Origin of the sequence: Dactylosporangium vinaceum, from assembly GCF_019904175.1 — a bacterium.
Taxonomy (GTDB): domain Bacteria; phylum Actinomycetota; class Actinomycetes; order Mycobacteriales; family Micromonosporaceae; genus Dactylosporangium; species Dactylosporangium vinaceum.
Map to the genome: position 1 here is coordinate 3798404 of NZ_CP061913.1, position 23111 is coordinate 3821514.

General features: G+C 70.8%; 19 protein-coding genes and 1 pseudogene. 10 read left to right on the forward strand and 10 right to left on the reverse strand.

Annotated features, from left to right (window positions below; translation table 11 throughout):
- The first annotated feature begins 28 nt into the window (after positions 1 to 28).
- Positions 29 to 1246, forward strand: a complete 1218-nt coding sequence (locus Dvina_RS17055; RefSeq protein ID WP_223103458.1) for a condensation domain-containing protein — start codon at positions 29 to 31, stop codon at positions 1244 to 1246.
- A 33-nt stretch (positions 1247 to 1279) separates the two neighbouring features.
- On the opposite strand, the gene Dvina_RS17060 is transcribed toward Dvina_RS17055, so the two are convergent.
- Both Dvina_RS17060 and Dvina_RS17065 read right to left on the reverse strand, forming a co-directional pair.
- Positions 1280 to 1594 (reverse strand): STAS domain-containing protein, encoded by a 315-nt coding sequence (locus Dvina_RS17060; RefSeq protein WP_246656266.1) that lies wholly within the window; start codon positions 1592 to 1594, stop codon positions 1280 to 1282.
- 354 nt (positions 1595 to 1948) lie between these two features.
- Positions 1949 to 2665, reverse strand: a complete 717-nt coding sequence (locus tag Dvina_RS17065) for a hypothetical protein (RefSeq protein WP_223103460.1) — start codon at positions 2663 to 2665, stop codon at positions 1949 to 1951.
- Between the two features lie 287 nt (positions 2666 to 2952).
- On the opposite strand from Dvina_RS17065, the gene Dvina_RS17070 reads away from it, so the two are divergent.
- Positions 2953 to 3486 (forward strand): PAS domain-containing protein, encoded by a 534-nt coding sequence (locus tag Dvina_RS17070; protein ID WP_223103461.1) that lies wholly within the window; start codon positions 2953 to 2955, stop codon positions 3484 to 3486.
- Positions 3456 to 4430 (forward strand): methyl-accepting chemotaxis protein, encoded by a 975-nt coding sequence (locus Dvina_RS54270; protein ID WP_246656267.1) that lies wholly within the window; start codon positions 3456 to 3458, stop codon positions 4428 to 4430. The genes Dvina_RS17070 and Dvina_RS54270 overlap by 31 nt, the downstream gene beginning before the upstream one ends.
- A gap of 121 nt (positions 4431 to 4551) precedes the next feature.
- On the opposite strand, the gene Dvina_RS17080 is transcribed toward Dvina_RS54270, so the two are convergent.
- The 5 genes from Dvina_RS17080 to Dvina_RS17100 form a co-directional block, all read right to left on the reverse strand.
- Positions 4552 to 5322, reverse strand: coding sequence for an MBL fold metallo-hydrolase (locus tag Dvina_RS17080; protein WP_223103462.1), 771 nt, complete (start codon positions 5320 to 5322; stop codon positions 4552 to 4554).
- A 106-nt stretch (positions 5323 to 5428) separates the two neighbouring features.
- A complete protein-coding gene (locus tag Dvina_RS17085; protein ID WP_223103463.1) occupies positions 5429 to 7063 on the reverse strand; it encodes a peptide chain release factor 3 in 1635 nt (544 codons plus the stop codon).
- A 93-nt stretch (positions 7064 to 7156) separates the two neighbouring features.
- On the reverse strand, positions 7157 to 8101 hold the full coding sequence (locus Dvina_RS17090; protein ID WP_223103464.1) for a sodium:calcium antiporter: 945 nt from the start codon (positions 8099 to 8101) through the stop codon (positions 7157 to 7159).
- 111 nt (positions 8102 to 8212) lie between these two features.
- A complete protein-coding gene (locus Dvina_RS17095; RefSeq protein ID WP_223103465.1) occupies positions 8213 to 10165 on the reverse strand; it encodes an ABC transporter permease in 1953 nt (650 codons plus the stop codon).
- On the reverse strand, positions 10162 to 11550 hold the full coding sequence (locus Dvina_RS17100; RefSeq protein WP_223103466.1) for an extracellular solute-binding protein: 1389 nt from the start codon (positions 11548 to 11550) through the stop codon (positions 10162 to 10164). The genes Dvina_RS17095 and Dvina_RS17100 overlap by 4 nt, the downstream gene beginning before the upstream one ends.
- A 286-nt stretch (positions 11551 to 11836) precedes the next feature.
- Here Dvina_RS17100 and Dvina_RS17105 point away from each other — a divergent pair, with 286 nt between their 5' ends.
- Positions 11837 to 15529, forward strand: a complete 3693-nt coding sequence (locus tag Dvina_RS17105) for an nSTAND1 domain-containing NTPase (protein WP_223103467.1) — start codon at positions 11837 to 11839, stop codon at positions 15527 to 15529.
- 74 nt (positions 15530 to 15603) lie between these two features.
- Here Dvina_RS17105 and Dvina_RS17110 read toward each other — a convergent pair whose 3' ends face one another.
- A complete protein-coding gene (locus tag Dvina_RS17110; RefSeq protein ID WP_223103468.1) occupies positions 15604 to 16029 on the reverse strand; it encodes a hypothetical protein in 426 nt (141 codons plus the stop codon).
- A 286-nt stretch (positions 16030 to 16315) separates the two neighbouring features.
- On the opposite strand from Dvina_RS17110, the gene Dvina_RS17115 reads away from it, so the two are divergent.
- From Dvina_RS17115 to Dvina_RS17135, 5 genes are all read left to right on the forward strand, one after another.
- Entirely contained in the window at positions 16316 to 18148 is a 1833-nt protein-coding gene (locus Dvina_RS17115; protein WP_246656268.1) for a glycoside hydrolase domain-containing protein, read from the forward strand.
- Positions 18149 to 18205: 57 nt separating this feature from the next.
- Positions 18206 to 18691, forward strand: coding sequence for a hypothetical protein (locus Dvina_RS17120; protein WP_223103469.1), 486 nt, complete (start codon positions 18206 to 18208; stop codon positions 18689 to 18691).
- A complete protein-coding gene (locus Dvina_RS17125; protein WP_223103470.1) occupies positions 18691 to 19320 on the forward strand; it encodes a hypothetical protein in 630 nt (209 codons plus the stop codon). Before Dvina_RS17120 ends, Dvina_RS17125 begins: the two co-directional genes overlap by 1 nt.
- Before the next feature lie 153 nt (positions 19321 to 19473).
- Positions 19474 to 20001, forward strand: a complete 528-nt coding sequence (locus Dvina_RS17130) for a hypothetical protein (RefSeq protein WP_223103471.1) — start codon at positions 19474 to 19476, stop codon at positions 19999 to 20001.
- Positions 20002 to 20138: 137 nt separating this feature from the next.
- Complete coding sequence (locus Dvina_RS17135) at positions 20139 to 20795, forward strand: PHP domain-containing protein (RefSeq protein ID WP_223103472.1); 657 nt, start codon at positions 20139 to 20141, stop codon at positions 20793 to 20795.
- Between the two features lie 47 nt (positions 20796 to 20842).
- Here Dvina_RS17135 and Dvina_RS17140 read toward each other — a convergent pair whose 3' ends face one another.
- Complete coding sequence (locus Dvina_RS17140; RefSeq protein WP_246656269.1) at positions 20843 to 21316, reverse strand: MarR family winged helix-turn-helix transcriptional regulator; 474 nt, start codon at positions 21314 to 21316, stop codon at positions 20843 to 20845.
- A gap of 61 nt (positions 21317 to 21377) precedes the next feature.
- Here Dvina_RS17140 and Dvina_RS17145 point away from each other — a divergent pair, with 61 nt between their 5' ends.
- Complete coding sequence (locus tag Dvina_RS17145; protein ID WP_223103473.1) at positions 21378 to 22199, forward strand: NAD-dependent epimerase/dehydratase family protein; 822 nt, start codon at positions 21378 to 21380, stop codon at positions 22197 to 22199.
- Positions 22200 to 22242: 43 nt separating this feature from the next.
- Here Dvina_RS17145 and Dvina_RS17150 read toward each other — a convergent pair.
- Positions 22243 to 23066, reverse strand: a pseudogene (locus tag Dvina_RS17150) (IS5 family transposase).
- Positions 23067 to 23111: the final 45 nt, after the last annotated feature.

Genomic DNA, 23111 nt, shown 5'->3' on the forward strand with positions numbered 1-23111 from the left:
GCCGGGTTTCGTGCCGATCCTGAGCCGCATGACTGTTCCGAGCCGGATGACCGTGACGCGCGTCGAGGTTCCGTTCGCCGCACCCGACGCCGGGGTCGCCGAGCTCACCTGGGGTCAGCGCGCGATGGTGCAGGCGATGCGGCGCGAGGACTCCTGGCTGCCGATGGGCGGGCACCGGCCGGTCGCACCCGGCACGACCATCGCGGACGTGGCGGCGGAGCTGCGGTACACCATGCAACGCTGGCAGTCCTTCCGCACCCGCCTGCGGCCCGGCTTCACGGCACAGGAGGTCTTCGCCTCCGGCGTGGCCACCCTCGACGTCGTCGCCGCTGAAGGTTCGGACCCGGACGAGGTCGCCGCCGCCGTGGAGGCCGGCTACCGCGCCACCCCACCCGACCTGACCGCCGACTGGCCCATGCGGATGGCCGTCGTCTGCGACCGCGACACACCCCTGCGTCTCGTCGCCGTCATGCCCCACATCGTCACCGACGGACTCGGCGCCGCCGTCATGGTCGACGAGGCCACCCGCCGCGTCACGACCCCCATCGCCGGCCTCGACCCACTGCAGATCGCCGCGTGGCAGGCGTCCCCGGCGGGCGTCCGTCAACATGCCGGCGCCAGCCGGCACTGGGACCGCCGCGCCGAGGGCCTGCCACAATTCTCCAATCCCAACACCCTGCCGCGGTACCGCAAGTGCGTCCTCGAGTCCCCGGCGCTCGCCGCCCACCTGCCGCAGGCCGCCGCCCGCTCCGGCACCGACCAGTCCACCGTCCTGCTCGCCGCCTACTTCGTCGCCCTGTCCCGCGCGACCGGCGCGACCACGCTCGGCGTACGCCAGGTCGTCAGCAACCGGTTCCGCAGCGGACTGTCCGATGTGGTCAGCCCCATCACCCAGCTCGGCCTGTGCGTCGTCGACGTCCCACCGGACTTTCCCGGCGCCGTCACCGCCGTCGCCCGGGCCGCGCTGCCCGCCCGCAAACACGCCTACTACGACCCGTACGCCGTCCCGGCCCTGGCCACACCGTGCTTCAACGACCGCCGCACGGTCACCACCACCGCGTTCGGCGCCGAACCCTCGTCGAGCGTCCTGACGTGGAGCGAGCCGCCGGGCCCGACCGAGCCGCTCTTCCTGCACGCCGACGACGTCCCGGGCGCCGTCCGCCTGATCCTCGACGTCGACACCGCCTGCTTCTCGCCGTCCACTGTGGAGAGCATCGTGCACACCATCGAGTCCGTCGTCGCCTGACCCGGCCCAGCCGGTCGCCGCCAGCCGCCGCGATCAGGCTCTGCGCTCGCGATCCTCCGCCTGGACCGGGGGAAGGGCCGACACCGAATCAATCATGGAGAATGTGGAGTCGAGGCGCGTCAGCTCGAAGACCTTCATCACCGGCGGGGCCGGGCGGACGACGTGGAGCGACCGGGCGGGGACGGCAGCTACCCGTTTCAGCACATTGACCATGACCCGCAGCCCCGACGAGTCGATGAAGCCGGTATCGGTAAGGTCGATGACCAGGCTGGATGCCCCGTCGAGCAGCGCTTGGTACGCCGCGTCCTGCAGCTGCGGGGCGGTAGCGATGTCGATCTCGCCGGCCACCGCGATCACTGTACGGCCGGCGTCCTGACGTACCGTGATGAGCATCGAGCGTGCCGTCCCTCCCGGCCGGCAGCTGCGGCCGTCTCCACGCCAACTCGACACGCGATGTGCGCACGCCACGGTCAACCACGAACGGCCGGTCGCCGCGCCACGTGGCGTTCGACCAGCCTTGACGAAACCTAACCGGCCTGCCGGGCCCGCTCATAGGGCCGGGCGACCGGACCAACTGGTGTCCTTCGGCCCTTGTGTCAGGCCGGAAAATGATCTAGCGAGAGCCCCGTCTGTCACATCGGGCCGGCAGTCCACGGCGTGGCTCTGCCGCAACGCTGGGCCGGGGCGCTGCGCCCGACCTGGTCAGTCTCCCGCCGCATGGCTCCGCGACGCCGCAACGATGCGCAGGGTCGCCGCCGGGATGTCCTGCTCGTCGGCCGTGAAGTCCTTGCCGAAGCGCCGCCGGTCGGGCAGCAGTTCGGCGATCTGCGCACTGAAGCCGGCCAGGGCAGCTCGGATGCGCAGCTGCGACAGTGCCTGACCGGTGGCGAACCACGCGTCGGGCCGGTTTGCCCGTGCGCACAGGACGAGCCGTTCGGCGCCCGGCGACTCGCCCGGCGACGGGTGCGGACTGCGACCCGGCAGTGGGTGGGCGACAGCATCGCAGCCGCGCGCCGCCTCCCGGAGCTGCTCGATCATCGAGCTCGGCACAACGCGGAGCCGGGTCGGAGTGCCGGACCGGTAGATCGCCCGGTAGAGCGACCAGTCCATCGGTCCGGGGTCGCCGCGCCGCAGGACGGCAAGCGGTTCGCTGCGGTCGAAGCGGTGGCCGCATTCGACCCGTGGCTCGTAGCCGCTGCAGCGCAGCACGGCGGATGCGTGGTGCACCGCGAAGCCACCGGCGAGCATCGTGAGCCGGCTGGTGCCGTCCGCCCGGCCGGGCCGGCTCAGCCACAGCTCGGCCGCGTCCTCGTGCAGGAGCCAGTGCACGCCGGCATCGAGCAGTTGGCGAGGTGTCGTCGCGGTGGGGATGACCGCTTCGGCGAGCAGGTCGAGCCGGTTCGGTTCGTACGTCGTCATCAGTGGCCTCCATGCGCTATGACCGCTACTGAGCGTCATGGATCAGTTGCCCCGAGTGAAAGTGCCGGTGGGCCCGATGTGGGGGGTCGAAGGTCCCGATCCGGTCGGTTCCACCCGCGAGTGCCCGGTTCGGGACCTTCGGCCCGCAAGGTCGGGACGTTGCGTGACTCAACCGGCGGGGGGCGACGACCGATTGACGACCGGCGGCACCTGAAAGTGCCCTCGGTCGGATCGCAAGGACCTGACCGGCCGCCGGCCGGCAAACCACGTGGAATCGGGGGAACGCAATGCGAAGCGCCGCAGTGATGCCGAGCGGTCAGGTCCGCACGTTCGGCCTCGACGAGGTGATCGTGACCAAGACCGACCTGCAGGGACGGATTTCGTACGCCAACGACGTCTTCCTGCGCGTCTCCGCGCTCGGCGAGCACGACGTCCTGGGCAAGCCGCACAACATCGTCCGGCACCCGGACATGCCCCGCTGCGTGTTCAAGCTGCTCTGGGACTCCCTCGGCGCGGGAACGGAGATCTTCGCCTACGTGCTGAACCTTGCGGCCGACGGCGCGGAGTACTGGGTCCTGGCCCACGTCACGCCGAGCCGGGACGCCTCGGGTCGCGTGTGCGGGTACCACTCCAACCGGCGGGTGCCGGCACCGGCCGCGCTGCACCGCATCCGGCCCCTGTACGAGCAGCTGCGCGCCACCGAGCAGGGCGAGCGCAGTGCGGACGCCGGGCTTGCGGCATCCGCTGCGGCGCTGACCCGGGCGGCGGACGGCGACTACGACGCGTTCGTGTGGTCCCTGAGCTCGGACCGGGCAGCATGATGGGCCGCCGGAAGACGGCCGAGCCCGGCGACCGTACCGTGGCCATCTCCACCGCGGTCCTGGCGGAGCTGATGCGGGTGTGCACCGCGGTGGCCTCCGGTGACTTCGAGGCACGGGTCCAGGACGTCGCCGGGATGTCCGAGCACGACGACACGATCCGCCTGCGGCACGAGCTGAACCGGATGATCGACCGCACCGACGCCTACGTGCGCGAGTCGGCGGCGGTGCTGCAGGCGGCCAGCGACGGGCGGTACTACCGCCGGTTCCTCACCGGTGGCATGCCGGGCATCTTCGGCGCGGCGGCCGCGGCGATCGACCGCGGCCGCGAGGCGATGTCCGCGCAGGCCGACCAGGTCGCCGCCGCGAACCGCCGCCGGCTGGAGCTCGCCGACGCCTTCGAGACGCGGGTCATGGCGGTCGCCGAGCACGTCGCGGCCGCCGCCACGGAGCTCGGCGCGGCCGCCGCCGGACTTGCGGCGTCCGCGGCCGCCGCGGTCGGGCAGGCCGACGACGCCCGGGCCGGCATGTCGGCAATGCAGGACAGCGCCGTGGCGATCCACGACGTCGTCGGCGTCATCACGGCCATCGCCCGGCAGACCAGGCTGCTCGCGCTCAACGCGACCATCGAGGCCGCCCGGGCCGGTGCGGCCGGCCGCGGCTTCGGGGTGGTGGCCTCGGAGGTCAAGCAGCTCGCCGGGCAGACGGCCGATGCGACAGGGACGATCGGCGGGCAGGTCGAGCAGGTCCGAGCCACCTCGGAACGGGCCGCCGAGGGCGCCGACGGCGTGGTGGCCACGGTGCGGGAGATGGCCGCGACCGTGCACGGCATCGCCGTCGCGGTCGACGGCGACGCGGCCGGCGGCCCCGGCGACGGGCTCGCCCGGCTGGCCGAGCTGATGCGGGCCGAGGTGACCGACTTCCTCGAGGTCATGCGCAGAGGCTGACGGCTCCTGACACGCTGCTCGATGGTCCGCGTCGAACGGTTGATGCGCGGCAGTGTCGCGTCGTGCGTACCGGGGGAGCGGCCGCCCTGGACGGTGCCGGGCGGGATGCGGGCCGGCTGCCTCACTCGCCGGCGGGCAGGGGCAGCCAGTGCAGCCGGTCGCCGAGGCCGTCCGGCGCGGCGGCGAACGCCCGCTCGACCTCGGCCCGGCCCTCGCGGAAGTGCTCCCAGCCCTCGTAGTGCACCGGGATGATCGTCCGGGGCCGGACGAGTGCGCACAGCTCGACCGCCCGCCGCCCGGTCAGGCTGTACCGGATCGGGCCGGTCAGCGGGAACCGGACCCCGCCCAGGTGCAGCAGGACCGTGTCGACGGTCAGCCGGCGCGGCACCTCCCGCAGCGCCGGGGCCAGGACGGTGTCGCCGGTCATCCACAGCACGCCGTGCTCCTGGCCGGGCCACTGCAGCGCGAAGCCGACGACCGGGCCGACGATCGGCCGGCTCAGCGGCGGACCGTGCCGGCACGGCGTAGCCGTCACCGTGATCGGCGCCCGGCCGGGCGCCCGCAGCACCGACTCCTGCCACGGGCGCAGGCCGCGCACGTCGGCGGTCGCCCCGGCCAGACGGCGGGCACCGGCCCGGGTGGTCAGCAGCACCGGCACCCCGGCCAGCACCGCGCGGCCGGCCTCGTCGAGGTTGTCGGCGTGATGGTCGTGGCTGAGCAGCACCGCGTCGATCGGGCCGAGGTCATCGGCCCGCCGGGCCGGGCCCGTCCGCTTGCGGGAGCCGGTACCCCACCCGAACGAGTACCGCCGCCCGGGCGGGTCGAACGTCGGATCGGTGAGGATCCGCCAGCCGCCCACCTCGATGAGCGCGGTCGGTCCTCCGATGTGCATGACGCGAACGTCCTTCAACGGCCCGGTCCTCACCTGCGGGTCGCGCACCCGTGTGTGCGCTGCCGTCCACGGTGCACCACCGGCGCGGTTCCCGCAGTCGTGGACGTTACGCCGACTCGCCGGCCAGCAGCGGGGCGACCAGGAGCTTCGGGTGGTCGTTGGTGACCGAGCGCAGCCGCCACTGGTCCAGGAACAGCGCCAGCCGGGTGTCGTCGCGGGCCCGGACCAGCACCTCGACGCCGACGGCGGTCCGCAGCATCTGCTCACCCTCGGCGTCGGTGCGCCGGGCCAGCCGATACGGCAGGTGCTCGATCGCGGTCGGCACCCCGAACTCGACGTCGAGGCGGTGCGTGGCCACCTCGAACTGCATCGGCCCGACCGCGGCCAGCACCGGCGCCTGGTCGCCGCGGCGGTTGGAGCGCAGGACCTGCACGACACCCTCGGCGTCGAGCTGCTCGATGCCGCGGCGGAATCGCTTGAACTTCGACGAGTCGGTGGCCCGCACGACCGCGAAGTGCTCGGGGGCGAACGACGGCAGCGGCGGGTAGCTGACCGGCGGCGGCCCGGCGTGCAGGGTGTCGCCGATGCCGAGGGCGTGGGCGTTGACCAGGCCGATGACGTCGCCGGGGAACGCCTCGTCGACGGTCTCGCGTTCCCGGCCGAAGACCTGGTGTGCGTACTTCGTGGCGAACGGCTTGCCGGTCGCGGCGTGGTTGACGACCATCCCGCGCTCGAACCGGCCTGAGCAGACCCGCACGAACGCGATCTGGTCGCGGTGGGCCCGGTTCATGTTCGCCTGGATCTTGAACACGAACCCGGAGAACGGGGTGTCGAGGGCCCGCTCCCGGCCCTCGGTGTCCGGGCGGGGCGCCGGGGCCGGGGCGTGGTCGACGAGCACGTCGAGCAGCTGCCGGACCCCGAAGTTCGCCACCGCCGCGCCGAACATGACAGGTGTGGTGGTGGCGCCCAGGAACGTGTCCCGGTCGTAGTCGGCGCCGGTGAGGCCGAGCAGCTCCAGCTCCTCGGTGGCCCGGACCCAGTCGCCGCCGAAGCGGGCCGCGGCCTCGTCCGGGGTGAGGTGCTCCTCGATCGCGGCGCCGGACCCGCCGCCGCTGCGCTCGAAGCGCACCATCTCGCCGGCCTGCCGGTCGATGACGCCGTGGAACTCGCCGCCGGGGCCGACGGGCCAGGTCAGCGGCGTGCACTGCAGCCCGATGCGCCGTTCGATCTCGTCGAGCAGGGCCAGGGGCTCGATGCCGGGCCGGTCCCATTTGTTGATGAACGTCACGACCGGCACCCGGCGGGCCCGGCACACCTCGAACAGCTTCAGCGTCTGCGGCTCCAGGCCCTTGGCCGCGTCGAGGAGCATGACGGCGCAGTCGACGGCGGTCAGGACCCGGTAGGTGTCCTCGGAGAAGTCGGCGTGGCCGGGCGTGTCGAGCAGGTTGATGACGGTGTCGCGGTATTCGAACTGCAGGACGGTGGAGCTGATCGAGATCCCGCGCTCGCGCTCCATCGCCATCCAGTCGGACACGGTCGCGGATCGTCCGGCTTTGCCGTGGACCGCCCCGGCCTCGCCGATCGCCCGGGCGTGCAGGGCGAGCGCCTCCGTGAGCGTGGACTTGCCGGCGTCGGGATGGCTGATGACGGCGAACGTCCGCCGCCGGGCCGCCTGGGTGGCGATCGGTGACCGGCCCTCCGCGGCGCGATCTCGTGTGACTGCCGCCTCTGACCCCTGCACTGCCGACCCGCCCGTTCTCGTACCCGACCAAGATTTCGCTCCAACGTAACAGCCGCGCCGCGGAACCTCCGAGCCCGGCCGGGTCACGCGGGGTCAGGCGATCAGGGGCAGGGTCATCGCGTAGGCGACAAGCAGCAGCCCGGCCTCGACCCGGGTGACCCGGTACCCCCGGTACAGCACCAGCCAGGACAGCAGCGCCACGGCGACCATCGCGGCCAGCACCGGGTAGCCCAGCCTGGCCGGCTCGCCCCGCCCGGCCAGGCCGACCAGGGCGCCACCGGCGACGCTGTTGAACAGGTTGCTGCCCAGCAGGTTGCCGACGAGCAGGTCGCCGTCGCCGCGGCGCTGGGCCTGGACGGTGGTGAACAGCTCCGGCAGCGACGTGCCAAGCGCCACGACGGTGAGCCCGATCACGGCCGGTGCGACGCCGAGGCGGGCGGCGACCGTCGAACCGCCGACCGTCAGCAGTTGGGCCCCGCCGAGCGTGGCGCCGAGCCCGAGCAGGGTGCGGACCGCCTCCCGGCCGGTCCGCACCGCCGGCGGCTCGGCGGCCAGGAACGCGGCGACCTCGCCCGGCATCGGGTCACCGGCCTGCACCCGGGCGTTGCGCAGGACCAGCACCAGCGCACCGGCGGCGGCCACGGCGAGGAGCGCACCGGCGACCCGCCCGAGGCCGGCGTAGGCGGCGACGGCGAACAGCACGACGGCGGCGACGGCCAGCGGCGCCTCCCGGCGGAGCACCGACGAGCGGACCGCGACCGGGGCGATCAACCCGGCCACGCCGAGGACCAGCGTCAGGTTGATGATGTTCGAGCCGGCCAGGTTGCCCACGGCGAGGCCGGCGTCACCGCGGTAGGACGCGATCGCGGACACCACGAACTCCGGGGCGCTGGTCCCGATCCCGATGATGACGACACCGACGACGATCGAGGAGACGCCGTAGCGGCGGGCCAGCCGGCCCGAGCCGACGACGAGCTGGTCGGCGCCGGCGGTGAGCAGCACGAGGCCGGTCACGATGGCGAGCAGGGCGGTGAGCACGGGCGGGCTCCTGTCGTCGAAGGGCTAGCGCACTTCGCCGACCAGACTTCCCGGCACACCGGCCGCCACTGTATCGACCCGCGTCAAGACCGGCCCGCCCGTCCCCGTGGGTCAGCCTTTGACCGCGCCCGCGGTGAGGCCCTCCGTCAGGTATCGCTGCCCGAACGCGTACATGATGACCACCGGGATGCTCACGAGCAGCGACGCCGCGGCCAGCTGGCCCTGGGGCACGACGTCACCGACGATCATCGACTGCATCCCGACCGGGAGCGTCTTGTACTCGTCCTTGGTGATGAAGACCAGCGCGAAGAGGAACTCGTTCCAGGCGTTGGTGAGCGTGAACATGCCGACGGCGAGCAGACCCGGCCGGGCCAGCGGCAGCACCACCCGGCGCAGGGCCTGCAGGCGGGTGCAGCCGTCGACGAGGGCGGCCTCCTCGAGCTCGACCGGGATCGACGAGAAGTAGCCGGTCAGCAGCCACGTCGCGAACGGCAGCGTGAACGTGGGGTAGGTGACGATCAGCGACCACAGGGAGTCGGTGAGCCGGAACCCGATGAGCAGCTGGTAGAGCGGGATGAACAGCAGCGCGCCCGGCATGACGTAGGTGAGCAGGACGGTGACGGTGAAGCTCTGCGCGCCGCGGAACTTCAGCCGGGCCAGGGCGTAGCCGGCGAGGGCGGCGCACACCAGCGCGACGAGCGTGGACGCGGCGGAGACGACAAGCGTGTTGACGTACCACTGGCCGAAGGGTTTGGTCGTGAACAGATCCCCGAACTGCTGCAGTGTCCAGGGCGTCGGCCACAGGTCGTGGTCGCGGATGACGATCTGGTTCTCGGACTTGAACGCCGTGACGAAGATCCAGTAGAGCGGCGCGAGGACGAACAGCAGCAGCCCGGCCAGGCCGAGCGCGGAGCCGATGCCCTTCGGCAGCAGCGAGACGAGGCGCACGACCGCGGCCCCGAGCAGCAGGACGACGGCGGCCTTCCAGAAGATGTGCGGTGACGCCCAGGCCAGCAGGCCGGTGACAACGGCGGCGAGGATCCACGGCAGGGCCTTGCGGATCGGGCCGGGTGGGCGTGACGGCTCGGTGTCTTCCTCCTGGCGCAGCTTGCGGACCAGGAAGTACACGACGGCGCCGATGACGGGCAGCATGACGAGGGTGACCGCGGCGCCCGCGCCGTACTGCAGCTGCAGGATCGCTTTGGAGTAGGCGACGAGCACGTACGGGGTGGTGGCGTCGCCGGGGCCGCCCTGGGTGAGCAGCCAGATCAGGTCGAAGTTGTTGAACGTCCAGATCGACGACAGGGTCACGGTCACGGTGATGACGTGGCGCAGCCCGGGCAGCGTCACGTGGATGAAGCGCTGCCAGGGGGTGGCGCCGTCGACGGTCGCCGCCTCGTGCCGATCGGCGGGGATCGACTTGAGCCCGGCGAGGAACGCGATCGTGAAGAACGGCACGCCTTTCCACACGTTGACGAGGATGACCGACGGCATCGCGAGGGCCGGATCGGACAGCCAGCCGGCGGGCCACTCGTCGACGAGGTGCAGCGAGGCCAGCAGCGGCCCGATCCCGGAGCCGGTGAGCAGGGTGTTGACGCTGCCGAAGATCGGGTCGAGCAGGGAGCGCCAGCTGAACGCGGTCACCACCGTGGGCACCACCCACGGCAGCAGGAGCAGCCCGGCGAGGACGGCCCGGCCGCGGCGGCGGTGGTGCAGCAGCAGGGCCGCGCCGAGGCCGAGGATCACCTTGAACACCTCGGCGTAGGCGGTGAAGACGAACGAGTTGACGACGCCGGTGTGGAACTGCGCGTCGCCGGCGAGGGCGGTGTAGTTGTCGAGGCCGACGAAGACGCTCTGCGATCCGTGCCGCTCGGTCAGGCTGGTGATGACCGAGCGGGCGATCGGGACGAGCACGAGCGCGCCGACCAGCAGCGCCGTGGGGGCCAGGAACAGCGCGGCGAGGCGCCAGTCGCGGCCCAGCCGGCGCTGGGTCGTGGTACGAGAACCGGGCCCCGGCGGCTCCGCCAGTGTCGCCGGGGCCGGCGCGGGGCGCACCGACGTCACTGCGGCTGCCCCTGCTGGTTGAAGATCTGCACCATCTTCTGGTGGGCCGCCTGCACGGCCTGCGCGGCCGGCGTGCCCTGGACGACCTGCTGCATCATGTCCGTGAGGACGTAGGCGCTGTTGGTCGCCTGCTGCCCGGCGCTGGCCTTCTGCGGGAACTCCAGGCCGTTCTTCGTCTTCAGCGGCAGCGACAGCTGCGTGATCTTGCGCATGATCGGGAACGCGGGGTCACCGGAGGTGAAGAACGGGTCGGCGTCCCACACCTTCTCCCACGCGGGCAGGGCCAGGCCCGGCGCCTCCTTCGCCACCCCGAGCAGCGCCGGCGCACTGACCAGGTACTGGGCCAGCAGCTTCGCGAGGGCGGCGTTCTTGGCGCTCTTGAACACGACGAAGCCCTGGGACTGCCCGAGCAGTAGCGGCTGCTCGGTCGCCGGGCCGGTGCAGTCGGCGAAGACGTGGGTGTTGTCGTAGACGGGGTTCTTCTTCGTCTTGGAGTCGGCGTAGACGCTGAACTGGTTGCGGGTGTAGCCGAGGATGCCGGCCAGCCAGTTCTCGTTGTTGCTGGAGTCGGTCCAGGCGGCGACGCCGGGCGGGAGCATCGCCTTGTACTTCGGGTTGGTGTAGATGTCGCCGAGGAACGCCACCGCCTGCACGGTCTCCGGCGAGTTGAACGTGACCTTCCGGCCGTCGTTGGAGGCGATCGACCCGCCGTAGGCGTTGATCAGCGCCTCGATCATGCCGTTGGCGTCACCGGACCGGTTCACCGTCATGCCCCACCCGAACCGGCGCTTGCCCGGATCGGAGATCGCCAGGCACAGGTCCCGCAGCTCCTCCCAGCTGTAGGAGTCCTTCGGCGTGATGCCCTTGTCCTTCATCCAGTCCTTGCGCAGGAACGAACCGATGCCGATGAAGTGATAGGGAATGGCGTACCACTTCCCGTCGAACACGCAGTAGTTCTTCGACTCGGCCGTCGGCTCGCCGTACTTGGCCGTCAGCGCCTTCACCACATCACTGACGTCCTCGAGGTCACCGAGCGCCTGGAACTGCGCGACGAACCGCGAGTCGGTCATGAACGCCAGATCCCGGGCCACGCCACCCTTGACCTCGGCGTCGATTTTCGCGACCACGTCACCGGCGTCGGCCTGCACGAGACTGTTCTCAATCTTCGTGCCGGTGGCGTCGGCGAACTTCTTCACCGAGGCGTCCAGGGCCTTGTTCGCGGCTTCCGAGTACAACTTCTGCGACAGCATCCCGAGCGCGGAGCCCTTCATGGACGCCGCAGCGTCGATCAGCTCCTTCGGCACCTCAGCCGGCGCGGCCGGGGCCGGCGTGGACGTGTCCCCGCACGCGGCCAGGCCGGCCGCGCCGAGCAGCCCCACGCCCATCCCCAGAAAACCACGCCGGGACCACAACGGGCTGTCCTCCACGAGCGCCTCCCGTATGTTGTTCGAAATCTCGAACGTAATTCGATATTTCGATCCGAGTGGTGGCGACGGTAAAGGACCTAGTGGTAGGTGTCAATGCTGCCGACGCGGCCGCAGTCGGCCGGGCTGCGCTGCCGTGATCGGACTGATCCGCGGGCTGACACTGCGCATTGCAGCGATGCTTGACGAGCGTTACTGGATGTAAGTGGTTGATTCCGAACAGTGTCATCCGTCAGGATTCGTCGTGATGAACGCAGCGACGAGTGACGATCCGGACCACATTCACACGCGCGCCGAGTTCGCCGAAGCGCTGACCCGCATGCGGGAAGCGGCCGGGCTGACGATCCGCGACCTGGCCGAGGCAACCGGTCTGCGGCACTCCACAGTCGGCGGCTACTGCAGCGGCCGGCACCTACCCAGCAGCGGCCAGACCGAGGTGCTGGTCCGGGTGCTGCGGGCGTGCGGCGTGGACCGGGCGGACGATCTCGATCGCTGGGTGGCTGCGGTCGGCCGGGCGAGGCGCGCACCCGGACCGCGCCCGGTCGACGCGCCGGCGCCGTTTCGCGGACTGGAGAGCTACCAGATCGCCGACCGTGACTGGTTCTTCGGCCGTGAGGACCTGACGCACACACTTGTCGAGCGGGTCGTTGCCGGCACCGGACTGCTGTTCGTCGTCGGAGCGTCGGGTTCGGGCAAGTCCTCGCTGCTGCGCGCCGGCCTGCTGGCGTCGCTCACCGACATGCCTTCGCCACCCGCAACGGTGCTGCTCACGCCGAGCGCCGTACCGCCGGCCGAGGTGGCCGCGGTACTGGCCGGCAAGCCTGCGGTCGTCGTGGTCGACCAGTTCGAAGAGGTCTTCACCGACGCCGCCGCCGACGGCGACGCGCTCATCACCGCACTGACCGAGGCGGCCGCCGACATGAAGGTCGTGCTCGGTATGCGCGCCGACTTCTACGCCCACGCCGCGGCCCGCCCGGCACTCGTCGCGGCGCTGCAGCACGCTCAGGTGCTGGTCGGCCCGCTGACCGAGCCACAGCTGCGGCGAGTGATCACCGAGCCGGCGAAACGGGCTCAGGTGGACATCGAAGAAGGCCTGGTCGAGCTGATAATGCGCGACCTGGTTCCGGCGGAGACGGGAACCCTGCCACTGCTGTCCCATGTCCTGCGGACCGCATGGCTGCGCGGCCACCGCCGCCGCCTGACGATCGCCGACTACCGCGACAGCGGCGGGCTTCGCGGGGCCGTCGCGCAGAGCGCAGAGGAGGTTTTCGCCAAGCTCGACCCGCTGCACCAGCGACTGGCCCGCCGGCTGTTCGTCCAGCTCGTCCACGCCCCCGAGGGCATGGCCGAGACCCGCCGCCAGGTCCACCTCGACGATCTGCGCACCGGTGTAGATCCTGACGACGAGGCGCGTGACGCCGTCCTCGACCGGTTCATCGAGGCCCGCCTGGTCACCAGCGATGCCAACGGCGTGCGCATCACCCACGAGGCACTCGTGCAGGCGTGGCCGCGGCTGTGCGAGTGGATCGAGGCCGATCGAGCAGGTCTGCGCGTGTACCACCGGCTGCGTGACGCGGCGCGTTCATGGCACGACACCGGCCGCACCGGCGATGGCCTGCTGCGGGGAACCAACCTGGAGATGGCCCGCGAGTGGTCGGCGAACCCGGCCAGAGCGGCCGACCTGAACCGCACGGAGCGCGCGTTCCTGGACGCGAGCGTCGCCCTCGACGCCGCCGAGCGGCGCACTGCCCACCGCCGCGCCCGTGTGCAGGCCCGTCTGCTCGTAGCGATGGCAATCCTGCTGGTGATCTCGGCGGCCTCCGCCGTGTTCGCGTTCGGGCAGCGTCGAATAGCCGACGATGTGCGCGACACGGCCGTGTCGCGGCAGGTGGCAGGCGACGCCGACCGGTTGCGGGCCACCGACCCGGCGCTCGCCCGGCAACTGGCCCTCGCGGCGTACCGGGTCAGTCCCACTCCCGAGGCGCGCTCGACGCTGTACGGCCTGACCGCCGACCCGGCCGTAGCCCGGTTCCGCGCCTCGCAGGGCACCGTGGCCGTGACCACCGAGCCGGCCGCAAGGCTCGTGGTCACCGGCGACAACGTCGGCGGCATCCGGCTGTGGCACGTCACAGCGGGCGGCGCGCTGACCGCCGGCGCCTCGGCAACGGCACTTGACGGCAGTATCTTCACGCTCGCCGCCAGCCATGACGGGCGGCTGCTCGCGGTGGGCGGCAAGGCCGGTGTAGTGACCCTGTGGCGGCTCGGCGCGGCCCTCCAGCGGCTCGCGACCATACCGGTGGACGCGGCTACCGTCTTCAGCCTTGCGCTGAGCCCCGACGGCCGCACGCTTGTCGCCGCGACGGCCGGCCGAGGGCTGCGCCGTTGGAGCATCGGCGACCCGGCGCACCCGGAGGTGCTGGCCGATCTGCCGGCGAATCCGGCCGGCGATGTCCACGCCGTCATGTACGCAGCAGATGGCCGGCTGCTGGCCGGCACACCCGAACACACGGTGCGGGTCTGGCGGGCCGACGCGACCGCCGTCGACGGTCTCGACCTGACGGGCCCCACGGGGCAGGTGAACGGCATTGCTGCCGATGCGGCCACAGGTGCGGTGGCGGTCGCGTCGAGCGACCGGGCCGTCTACCTGTGGCCGCCGGGACGAGCGCTCGTGACCCTGCGCGGCTTCACCAGCTTCGCCAACGCGGTCAGGTTCAGCCCCGACGGTGCCCTGATCGCCGCGACAAGCGCGGACGGGTCGGCCCGCTTCTGGACTGTGGCGGGCGGCCGGGAGGTCAGGAACCTGCCGCACCCGGGCCCCGTGACAGATCTGGCCTACCTCGGGCCCGACATGGTGCTCACCGCGGCCGCGGACGGATACGCTCGGACCTGGGCGCTGCCCGGCGCGGTGATCGGGCCGACCAGCAACCAGGTGTTCACCGTCATGTTCGACACCACCGGCCGGCTGGCCGTCAACGCGGAGTCGACGACCGCCGGGGCCGGCGAGGTCACCCTGTGGGACACGCACGACTCCGCCCACCCCCGCTCCGCCGGGCCGCCGTTGCACGCGGATGGGCTGTCGGGGTCGTCGGCCGTCAGCCGGTCAGGGCGTCTGCTGGCGGCCGGCGCCGCCGACGGCAGCACCACGCTGTGGGACACCCATGACCCGGCCGCTCCGCGCCGGTTCGGCTTGCTGACCGGCCCGACCGAGCAGATCGAGGCAGTCGCGTTCAGCCCCGACGAGCGGCAGCTCGCGATCGGCGGCGATGACCACAGAGTATGGCTGTGGGATGTAGCGCGCCCCGATGCGCCCCGATTGCGAGCGACGCTCGAACAGCCGACGAACCTGGTGCTCAATCTGGCATTCAGCCCGTCCGGGGAACTGCTGGGTGCGGCGAGTGCCGACCGTCAGCTGTACCTGTGGGATGTCCGCGGCGCCGGCCCGGTGCACCTCGACAGCGTCACCACAGTGTCCGGCACCTACGCGTACGCCCTCGCGTTCAGCCCTGACGGCGGCACGATCGCGATCGGCAGCGCCGACAAGACGGTGCGCCTCTTCGACGCCCGCGATCCGGCCCGGCCGCGTGCCGTCGGGAGCGCGCTGACCGGGCCCACGAACTATGTCTACGCGGTGGCGTTCAGCCCCGATGGCCGGACATTGGCCGCCGGGAGCACCGACGGGACTGTCCGGCTGTGGACCCGCGGCCGCGGCGATACGTTCACCCGAGCCGCGACCCTGGCCGCGCACGGTGCCGTCTTCACGGTCGCGTTCAGTCCCGACGGGCGCATGGTTGCCGCCGGTACCGGCGAAGCTCAGGTGTGGCTGTGGCAGGTGACCGACCCGGGGGCCCGTGCGGCCCTCTGCGGCGCCGTGGGCGACACGATAACGCTGCCGGAGTGGCAGCAGTATCTGCCGGCGACACCGTTTCGGAAACCCTGCTGAGCACTGGCTCATCGCGAGATTGCCGGTACACCGGAGGGTGACGCTGCGCGCGGCCACGTCACCCTCCGGCCGGACTACGGCAGCCAGATGCCAGTGGGAGACGACACGCAGCGGGGAACGGACGGCTGGTTGTACACGTACGAGGCGTGGACGAAGAGCCATCTCGGCACGCTGTAGCCGTCGTAGGACTCCCAGACCAGGACATCGAACCATCGGTTCGTCGAATAGTTGCCGGTCGCCCAGTCCCCGTCCCACCAGCAGCCGACCGCGACGGTCTGCCGGGCGGTGCTGTTGGGCGCCTGACGCAGCGCGTAGCCCCAGTACGTGTCCTGGCCGTTGATGGCGAGGTACGGCTCTGTCCTGGTCGAGGCCATGTATTCGACGAGCGCGTTGGGGTAGCCGGATGCGGGGGCGGCTTGCGCCGGGGTGACGGTGGTCAACAGTGCTGTTGCGGCGGTGAGCATCAGCACGAGTACATGGGCAAGTCTGTGTCGTCGCATGTGTGGCTCCAGTCCTCTCAGATCGGTGTGGGCGCCGCCGGGGTCAGCCGCAGCGACACGGCATGGTCGGTGCCGAGGCTGGGGGGACAGGCGTGCCGTCAAACCCTCGCAGGCCGCGCCGACGGCAGTCGACGGCGCGCCAGATGTCCGTACAAGGCCGGACGGCGACGGCGCGCGCCGCGCTGACCTGGCTGAACGGGGTTGTCCGGACATCTGGCGCGGCACTGGCGCGGGTAGCCGTCCGGGCGGCACAGTCGGCGCACCCACGAGTGAGAGGACGGTGCCTGTGACCGACGCGAAGGTGCTCGCGGCACAGCAGTGGGTCAACGCAACCTACGGCGGTGTGGCAGGTTACGAGCGATGCCCAGAGGACGGCCGCACCGGCTGGACGACGATGTTCTCCCTGATCGAGGGCTTGCAGCACGAGTTGGGCATCTCGCCGGTGGTGGCGAGCTTCGGCCCGACCACGGCCGCTCGGTTCGATGCGCTCGGGCCGATCGGCATCGACTGGACCGGGACCACCACCGTCAGTGGCAACATCGCCAAGATCCTGCAGCACGGACTGTTCTGCAAGGGCTACTGGGGTGCCGACGAGACCGAAACGGGGACGTTCACCGGGGCGACGCGGCAGGCGGTGATACAGCTTCGGCTGGACATGGGCATTCCGACCGGTGACGGTGTGATCAACGTGGACATCGCTCGATGTATCCTCAACATGGACGCATACGTGGTGGTCGCCGGTGGTACCAGCAAGGTCCGAGACATCCAGCGCTGGCTCAATGGCCGCTATTGGCAGCGCGACGCGTACAGCATCGGGCCCTGTGACGGTATCTACTCCCGGGACGTCCAGCGAGCGCTGATGATCGCGATCCAGTACGAGCTGGGGCTCAACCCGACAGGCACCTTCGGCCCGGGAACGCAGGCGGGACTGCGGGCACACACCCTGCAGCCGGGCGACACCGGCATATTCGTGCAGTTGTTCTCTGCGGCGTGCGTGTTCAACGAACCGGTCGGTGATTATCGCACCGATCAGCGGGACAGCTACGACGCGAACCTCGCCGCGTTCGTCCGCGCCTTCCAGGAGTTCTCCCTGCTGCCGACGAGCGGTGCCGGGGACTATCCGACCTGGGCTCAGCTGCTCATTTCCACGGGTGATGCGGACCGGTCGGCGTCGGGGTGCGACACTCGCTTCGAGATCACCGCAGCGCGCGCCGCGTGGTTGCGCGCCAACGGCTATACGGTGGTCGGCCGTTACCTTTACGATCCGCCGGAGTCCACGCTCGACAAGGAGCTCAAACCAGGCGAGCTGGCGACGATCTTCGCGGCGGGCCTGAGAGTCTTCCCGATCTATCAGGACAACGCCCGCGACGTCACCGACTTCACCTTCGCGGCAGGGCTGCAGCACGGGCGAAACGCCCACGATCTGGCCGTCGGCTACGGATTCAACCAGAGCACGGTGATCTACTTCGCGGTCGACTACGACGCCACTCAGGACGAGATCGACTCGGCTGTCGTGCCGTACTTCCGCGGCGTCGTGGCTGGTCTGATCAGCCAGGGCAAGCGGTACCTGCACGGTGTCTACGGCTCGCGTAACGTCTGCGCGAACGTCACCGCCGCGACATTCGCCCGGTTCTCGTTCGTCTCCGGTATGTCCTGGGGATTTTCGGGCAACCTCGGCTTCCCCCTGCCGGCCAACTGGTCGTTCAATCAGATCAAGGAGTTCACGGTCACCACCGGATCCGACGTCTTCGATCTGGACCGGGACGTTGCGCGATTGAACGACAAGGGCGCCGCAACTGTCAACGAGCCGGCCGGCCCGGCCGGCGGGTTCATCGCGTATGTCCAGCAGCTCCACGACCGGGCGATCGCCTACGGCGGCGACCGCCCCGCGGACCAGCTGGTCATGGAGTACATCCGGCACGTGGCCTACGGCGGCGGCAACCCGGTTACCGCAGAGGGCTGGAGCGTCCTGATCGGCGACTACGATCACGGATTCGTCACCTACGTCGACGGTCATCCCGTGACCGTCCAGAACTGGTTCGCAGACCCGTTCACGGGCTACCAGCTGGGCGCGGAGCACATGATGGCGACGGCCAATGCCGCCTATCTCAAGCCGTAGAACGCCGACCGTGGGCTCGCCGGCGACGGCGACATCGGCGGATGGGCCGGTGATCTGATGACGTTCTACGCCGATTGGTTCAACTCTGCCGAGCAGTACGCCTCCGGCCTGGCGTTCTGCGAGGCCAAGCTGGCCAAGCCCGGCGTGTGGTCGTCATTCGGCTTCGACGACATGATCACCGATGCGGACGGCTACCTGATCGCGCAAGCGGTCCGCAGCGGCCGGACGATCGTGCAGGCGGTGACCGACCACTACAGCGGTGGTGGGGGCACGCACCGGTTCACCGACTGGTTCACACAACGCTGGGGCACGGCACCGAACTGCAAGGCCGCGGCCCATCACGCCCTGACCGCGGACACCGTCAAGCTCGATCTGGCCCGCACCAAGCTCATCGGCCTCCGCGCGCTGACCGCGCCGTTCCCGGCCGACCTGGCCCTTCTCCCCGGCGGGGCCGCCAAGCTCGACGGGTTCGAGCAGGGGTTCGTCGAGGCTGTCCGAGCCCGCGCCGACCTCGAGTCCACCGGCAACGTAGGGAGCATGTGATGGATCGTCGCCATCTGCTGCGCGCCGCCGCGCTCGTCGGCGGCGCGGCCACGGTCGGTGTCCTCGTGCCGGCCGGTGCCGCGCAAGCTGCTCCGCAGACCTGGAGGAGCAGCCGGTCGGCCAACGGCTGGCCAGTGCTCCCACACGCCGCCACCCACACGGTCGAGGGGAGCGGTGTCACGGTCGCCTTGGCCGACGGTGATCCGGCGACCATCCTCACCTATGTGGCTCGCCGCTTCCATTACGAACTGCAGCGGCTGCGGACCGGAGACATCCGTGGGCACTCCACGTCCCGGCAGATCGCCACGGCCTACGAGTCGAATTACCTCTCGGGCTCGGCCATCGCCATCAGGCCGCTGGCCTACCCGATCGGTGTACGCGGCGGCTTCTACCCGCACGAGCTGGTAGTGCTCCAGGACATCCTGACCGATCTGGACGGCGCGGTCGTCTGGGGCGGCGAACTCGATCCGCCCAAAGAATCGCACGTCCAGATCGCCGCGCCGCCGGGGCACCCGACGGTGCGCGGTGCGGCACGGCGCATCGCGTCCTGGAACGCGGGGCCGAAGGGTGCCGGCACCATCGACGCGTTCGACCCTGCACGGCTGGCGAGGGCGCAACGGCGCCGATAACCAGCTGGTGACCACCGTGCACCCGCAGCCCGGCTCGGCAGGCATGTACGAACCTGTACGGGCGTCTTGGCACCCCGGGCCACGATCGTCGCGGCCCCGGTTGTCGACACATGGCCGGGCATGTAGCCCGGCCTAGTCTCTGAAGGAGAATCAATGATCACAAACCGGCTCACGGCGGCAGTGTCACTCGCCGCCACCATGATCGTCTTTGCGGTCGGCGGCGTGACGCTGACCGCCACGCCCGCGGCCGCGAGTGCGTCGGTATGCGCGAGCTCCACCGACCAGTCGTGCGCCGGTCAGAACCCGGCGAACTGCGCGAATCCGGGAACGGTACGACCCGACGGAGTGTGGATCTCGGACGCGAGCAACGACGGAACCGTCTGGGGTCTGCAGATCTTCGCGCCCGACTTCAGCGGCAGCCAGACCGAGGTCGGCTGGCTCCAGTTGCGCTGGAGCCCCACCTGCAAGATGAACTGGGCACGCATCATCTTCACCCACGCGTTCCACGGCGAGATCTCGGCATGGAATCCGAACCGGCCGTCGCAGACGAGCTGGATCGGCTACGACGGCAGCGGCAACCACTTCACCCCGACGGTCAACGGCATCGCTCAGGCGTGCGTGGGCATGCAGGTGTACCTCCAGGGGGTCTACCGCCAATGGGACTTCGGTTACTGCGTGTAACCCGTAACCGCGAAGCCGGGCCGACGCCCTCCAGGTCGGGGGGCGGCCCGGGACTGGGCGACAGACCGCGAGCGGTCAAGACCGGCAGTCCCGGGCACGTCCCGCGGCCGCACACCGGACCGGCTACGCTGCGGCGGATGGGGGCCTGGTACCGCGGTGACTGCCACGTGCACTCCGCCGTCTCCACCGGCGCCGACCTGACCCCCGAACAGGTCGTCGCCGAGGCTCGCGCCGCCGGCCTCGACTTCATCGCCGTCACCGAACACAACACCGACAGCACGTACGAGCACTTCCAGGCGGTCGCCGGTGACCTGCTCGTGCTGCGCGGGCAGGAGCACACCACACCGGACGGGCACTGGCTGGAGATCGAAGGCGGCCTGCGCGTCGCGGCCCATCCGTTCGCGCCCTACCCGACCGGCACGCTGCGCCGGCCCTGGGACGACTTCGACCTCATCGAGGTCTGGAACGGGTTGTGGACCTCCGACCGGCCCTGGAACGCCGACAACGAGGCCGCCCTCGCCGTTTGGACCCGCCGCCTCGACCGGGGCATTCGCCAACCGGCCATCGGTTGCAGCGACACGCATCTGACAGGCCAGGTGGGTGTACCGCACACCGTCGTCTGGGCCGAAGAGCGCTCTGTGGCGGCACTCGCCGCGGGGCTACGGGCCGGGCACAGCTGGATCGCCGCCGGACCCGGTGCCGAGCTGAGCCGCGCCGATCGCCGTCCCCGGCACGCGGTGCGCGGCCCGGGCGGCGACATGATCGCGTTGACGAACCTTTTCAACCTGGCGTAGTCGCTGGGCCGGCCGGTGGGGTGACGGCCACCGACGGAACCGCATGATCATGAGTGCCGGCCGCTGTCCGTCCTTGGGCTGCGCACGGTCCTGGCCAGGCGCGTGAGCAGCGTGCGCAGCTGCGCAGACTCGGCGTCATTGAGGTCGGCGAGGAGCTGCCGCTCGGCCTCGTCGCTGGCGCGGACCGCTTGCCCGAGTGTTGTATGCCCGCTCCCGGTCAGCTCGACGACGTTGCGTCGCCGGTCCCCGGCGTCCGCGTGGCGCGCCACGAGCCCTTTTGCCTCCAGCCCGTCAAGGAGCGCGACCATCGTGGTCCGGTCGACGCCGAGGCGTCCGGCCACCTGCTGCTGCGACTCGGGGCTATGGCTGTCGAGGAGCAGTAGCACGGCCAGCTCGCGCCCGCTGACCCCGACCGGTGCCAAGTACTCGGCGTGCAGGTTCTCGAGGTCGATGAGGGCGCGCTTGAGGAGGTAGGTCAGTCGCGCGCTCAGCTGTGGCCCCAGATCCCGCTCGGTCGTCATCCTGCAAGGTTACTGGTACGCTGATCGTCAGTGTTGCTGACGATCAGTTGAGGGGAAAGTTATGCCATCACTGTTGCTTACCGGTGCCACGGGCCTCGTGGGCTCGCGGCTGCTGCCGCGCCTCGTGGAGGCCGGATTCGAGTGCCGAGCGCTTGTCCGTGGCGACGTGGCACTGCCGGCGGCGGTCACTGGCGTCCGCGGCGACCTGGACGACCCGGACACGCTGCAAGCGGCGGTGGAAGGCGTCGACGCGGTGGTCCACCTGGCGGCACTGTTCCGCACGCGGGACGAGGATGCGATCTGGCGCGCGAACCGCGACGGCACCCGCAACCTGATCGCCGCCGTCAAGCGGCACGCGCCCGACGCCCGGCTCGTCATGAGCAGCACCGGCAACGTCTACAACCCGGACGCCACGCGCCCGGCGCTGGAGACCGACGAGTGCTCGCCGAAGACCGCCTACGGGGCGAGCAAGGTGGCGGCTGAGCAGTTGCTCCGCGACAGCGGGCTGACCTGGGTGGTCCTGCGGCTGCCGTTCGTGTACGGCGAAGGCGACGGCCACCTCGCGTCCATGCACACGCTTGCCCAGCAGTTCGGCCTGCACCCCGCGCACGCCTACGCCGTGGCGCACCACCGCGACATCGCGGCCGCCGTGCGCCTCGCGCTGACCGGGGTCATGGACGGGCGGATCGTCAACGTCGCCGACGGCGCACCCCCGGTCACCGTCTACGAGATGGCCCGCCTCGCCGGCAAGCCGATCGAGGGGTCCGCCGAACCGCTCGTCAACCCGTGGTCCGGGCACCTCGACAGCACACTCCTGCACGAACTCGGCTTCACCCCGAGCGTGCCCACCGTCTACGCCGCCGCCCGCGACGGCATCCTCTAGCCACCGGCCATGCGATCCGGCTGATGGTCCGGCCTTAGAGTTCCTAACAGAGTCTTACGACGTGTCGGTACGTGATGATGCAGGTGGCAAGGCTGAGGAACGCTTCGTGGATGTCGTCGCGGCGTTCCCGGCGGATGCGGAGCCGTTTCATGCCGTGGTACCAGGCGATCGTCCGCTCGATGACCCACCGGTAGACGCCGAGTCCGGAGCCGTGTGGTGTGCCGCGCCGGGCGATGCGGGGGCGGATGCCCTTGGCGCGCAAAGCCCGGCGGTACTTGTCGTAGTCGTAGGCGCGGTCGGCGAACACCTCGTCGGGGCGTTGACGGGGTCGGCCGCGGCGGCCCCGTACCGGTGGAACCTTGTCGATCAGGGGCAGGAGCTGGGTGACGTCGTTGCGGTTGCCGCCGGTCAAGGAGACGGCCAGGGGGATGCCGGCGCCCTCGGTCAGGACGTGGTGCTTCGAGCCCGCTCGGGCGCGGTCGACCGGGCTCGGACCGCTTTTGGGCCACGCCGGGCGGCGCGGACGTGGGAGGAGTCGATGACTGCCCGGGACCAGTCCAGCTTCCCCGCGCCCTGCAACTCGGCGAGGAGGAGTTCGTGCAACTGCTGCCACACCCCGGTGCGGTTCCACTCCTCCAGCCGCCGCCAGCACGTCATCCCGGAGCCGAACCCGAGCTCCTGGGGCAGGAACTCCCACTGGATCCCCGTGTGCAGCACGAACAAGATCCCACACAGCACCTGCCGATCCGGGACCCGGTTCCGACCGGGACGCCGCGGATCGCGTGGGACATGTCTGGGCAGCAACGGCTCGATCCGCTGCCACAACCCATCAGGCACGATCCACGGCGGCTGCTCACCACGCCGCACAGCTCAGCATGGTAGACGATCGTCTACAAAGGACGCCAGAGGGGT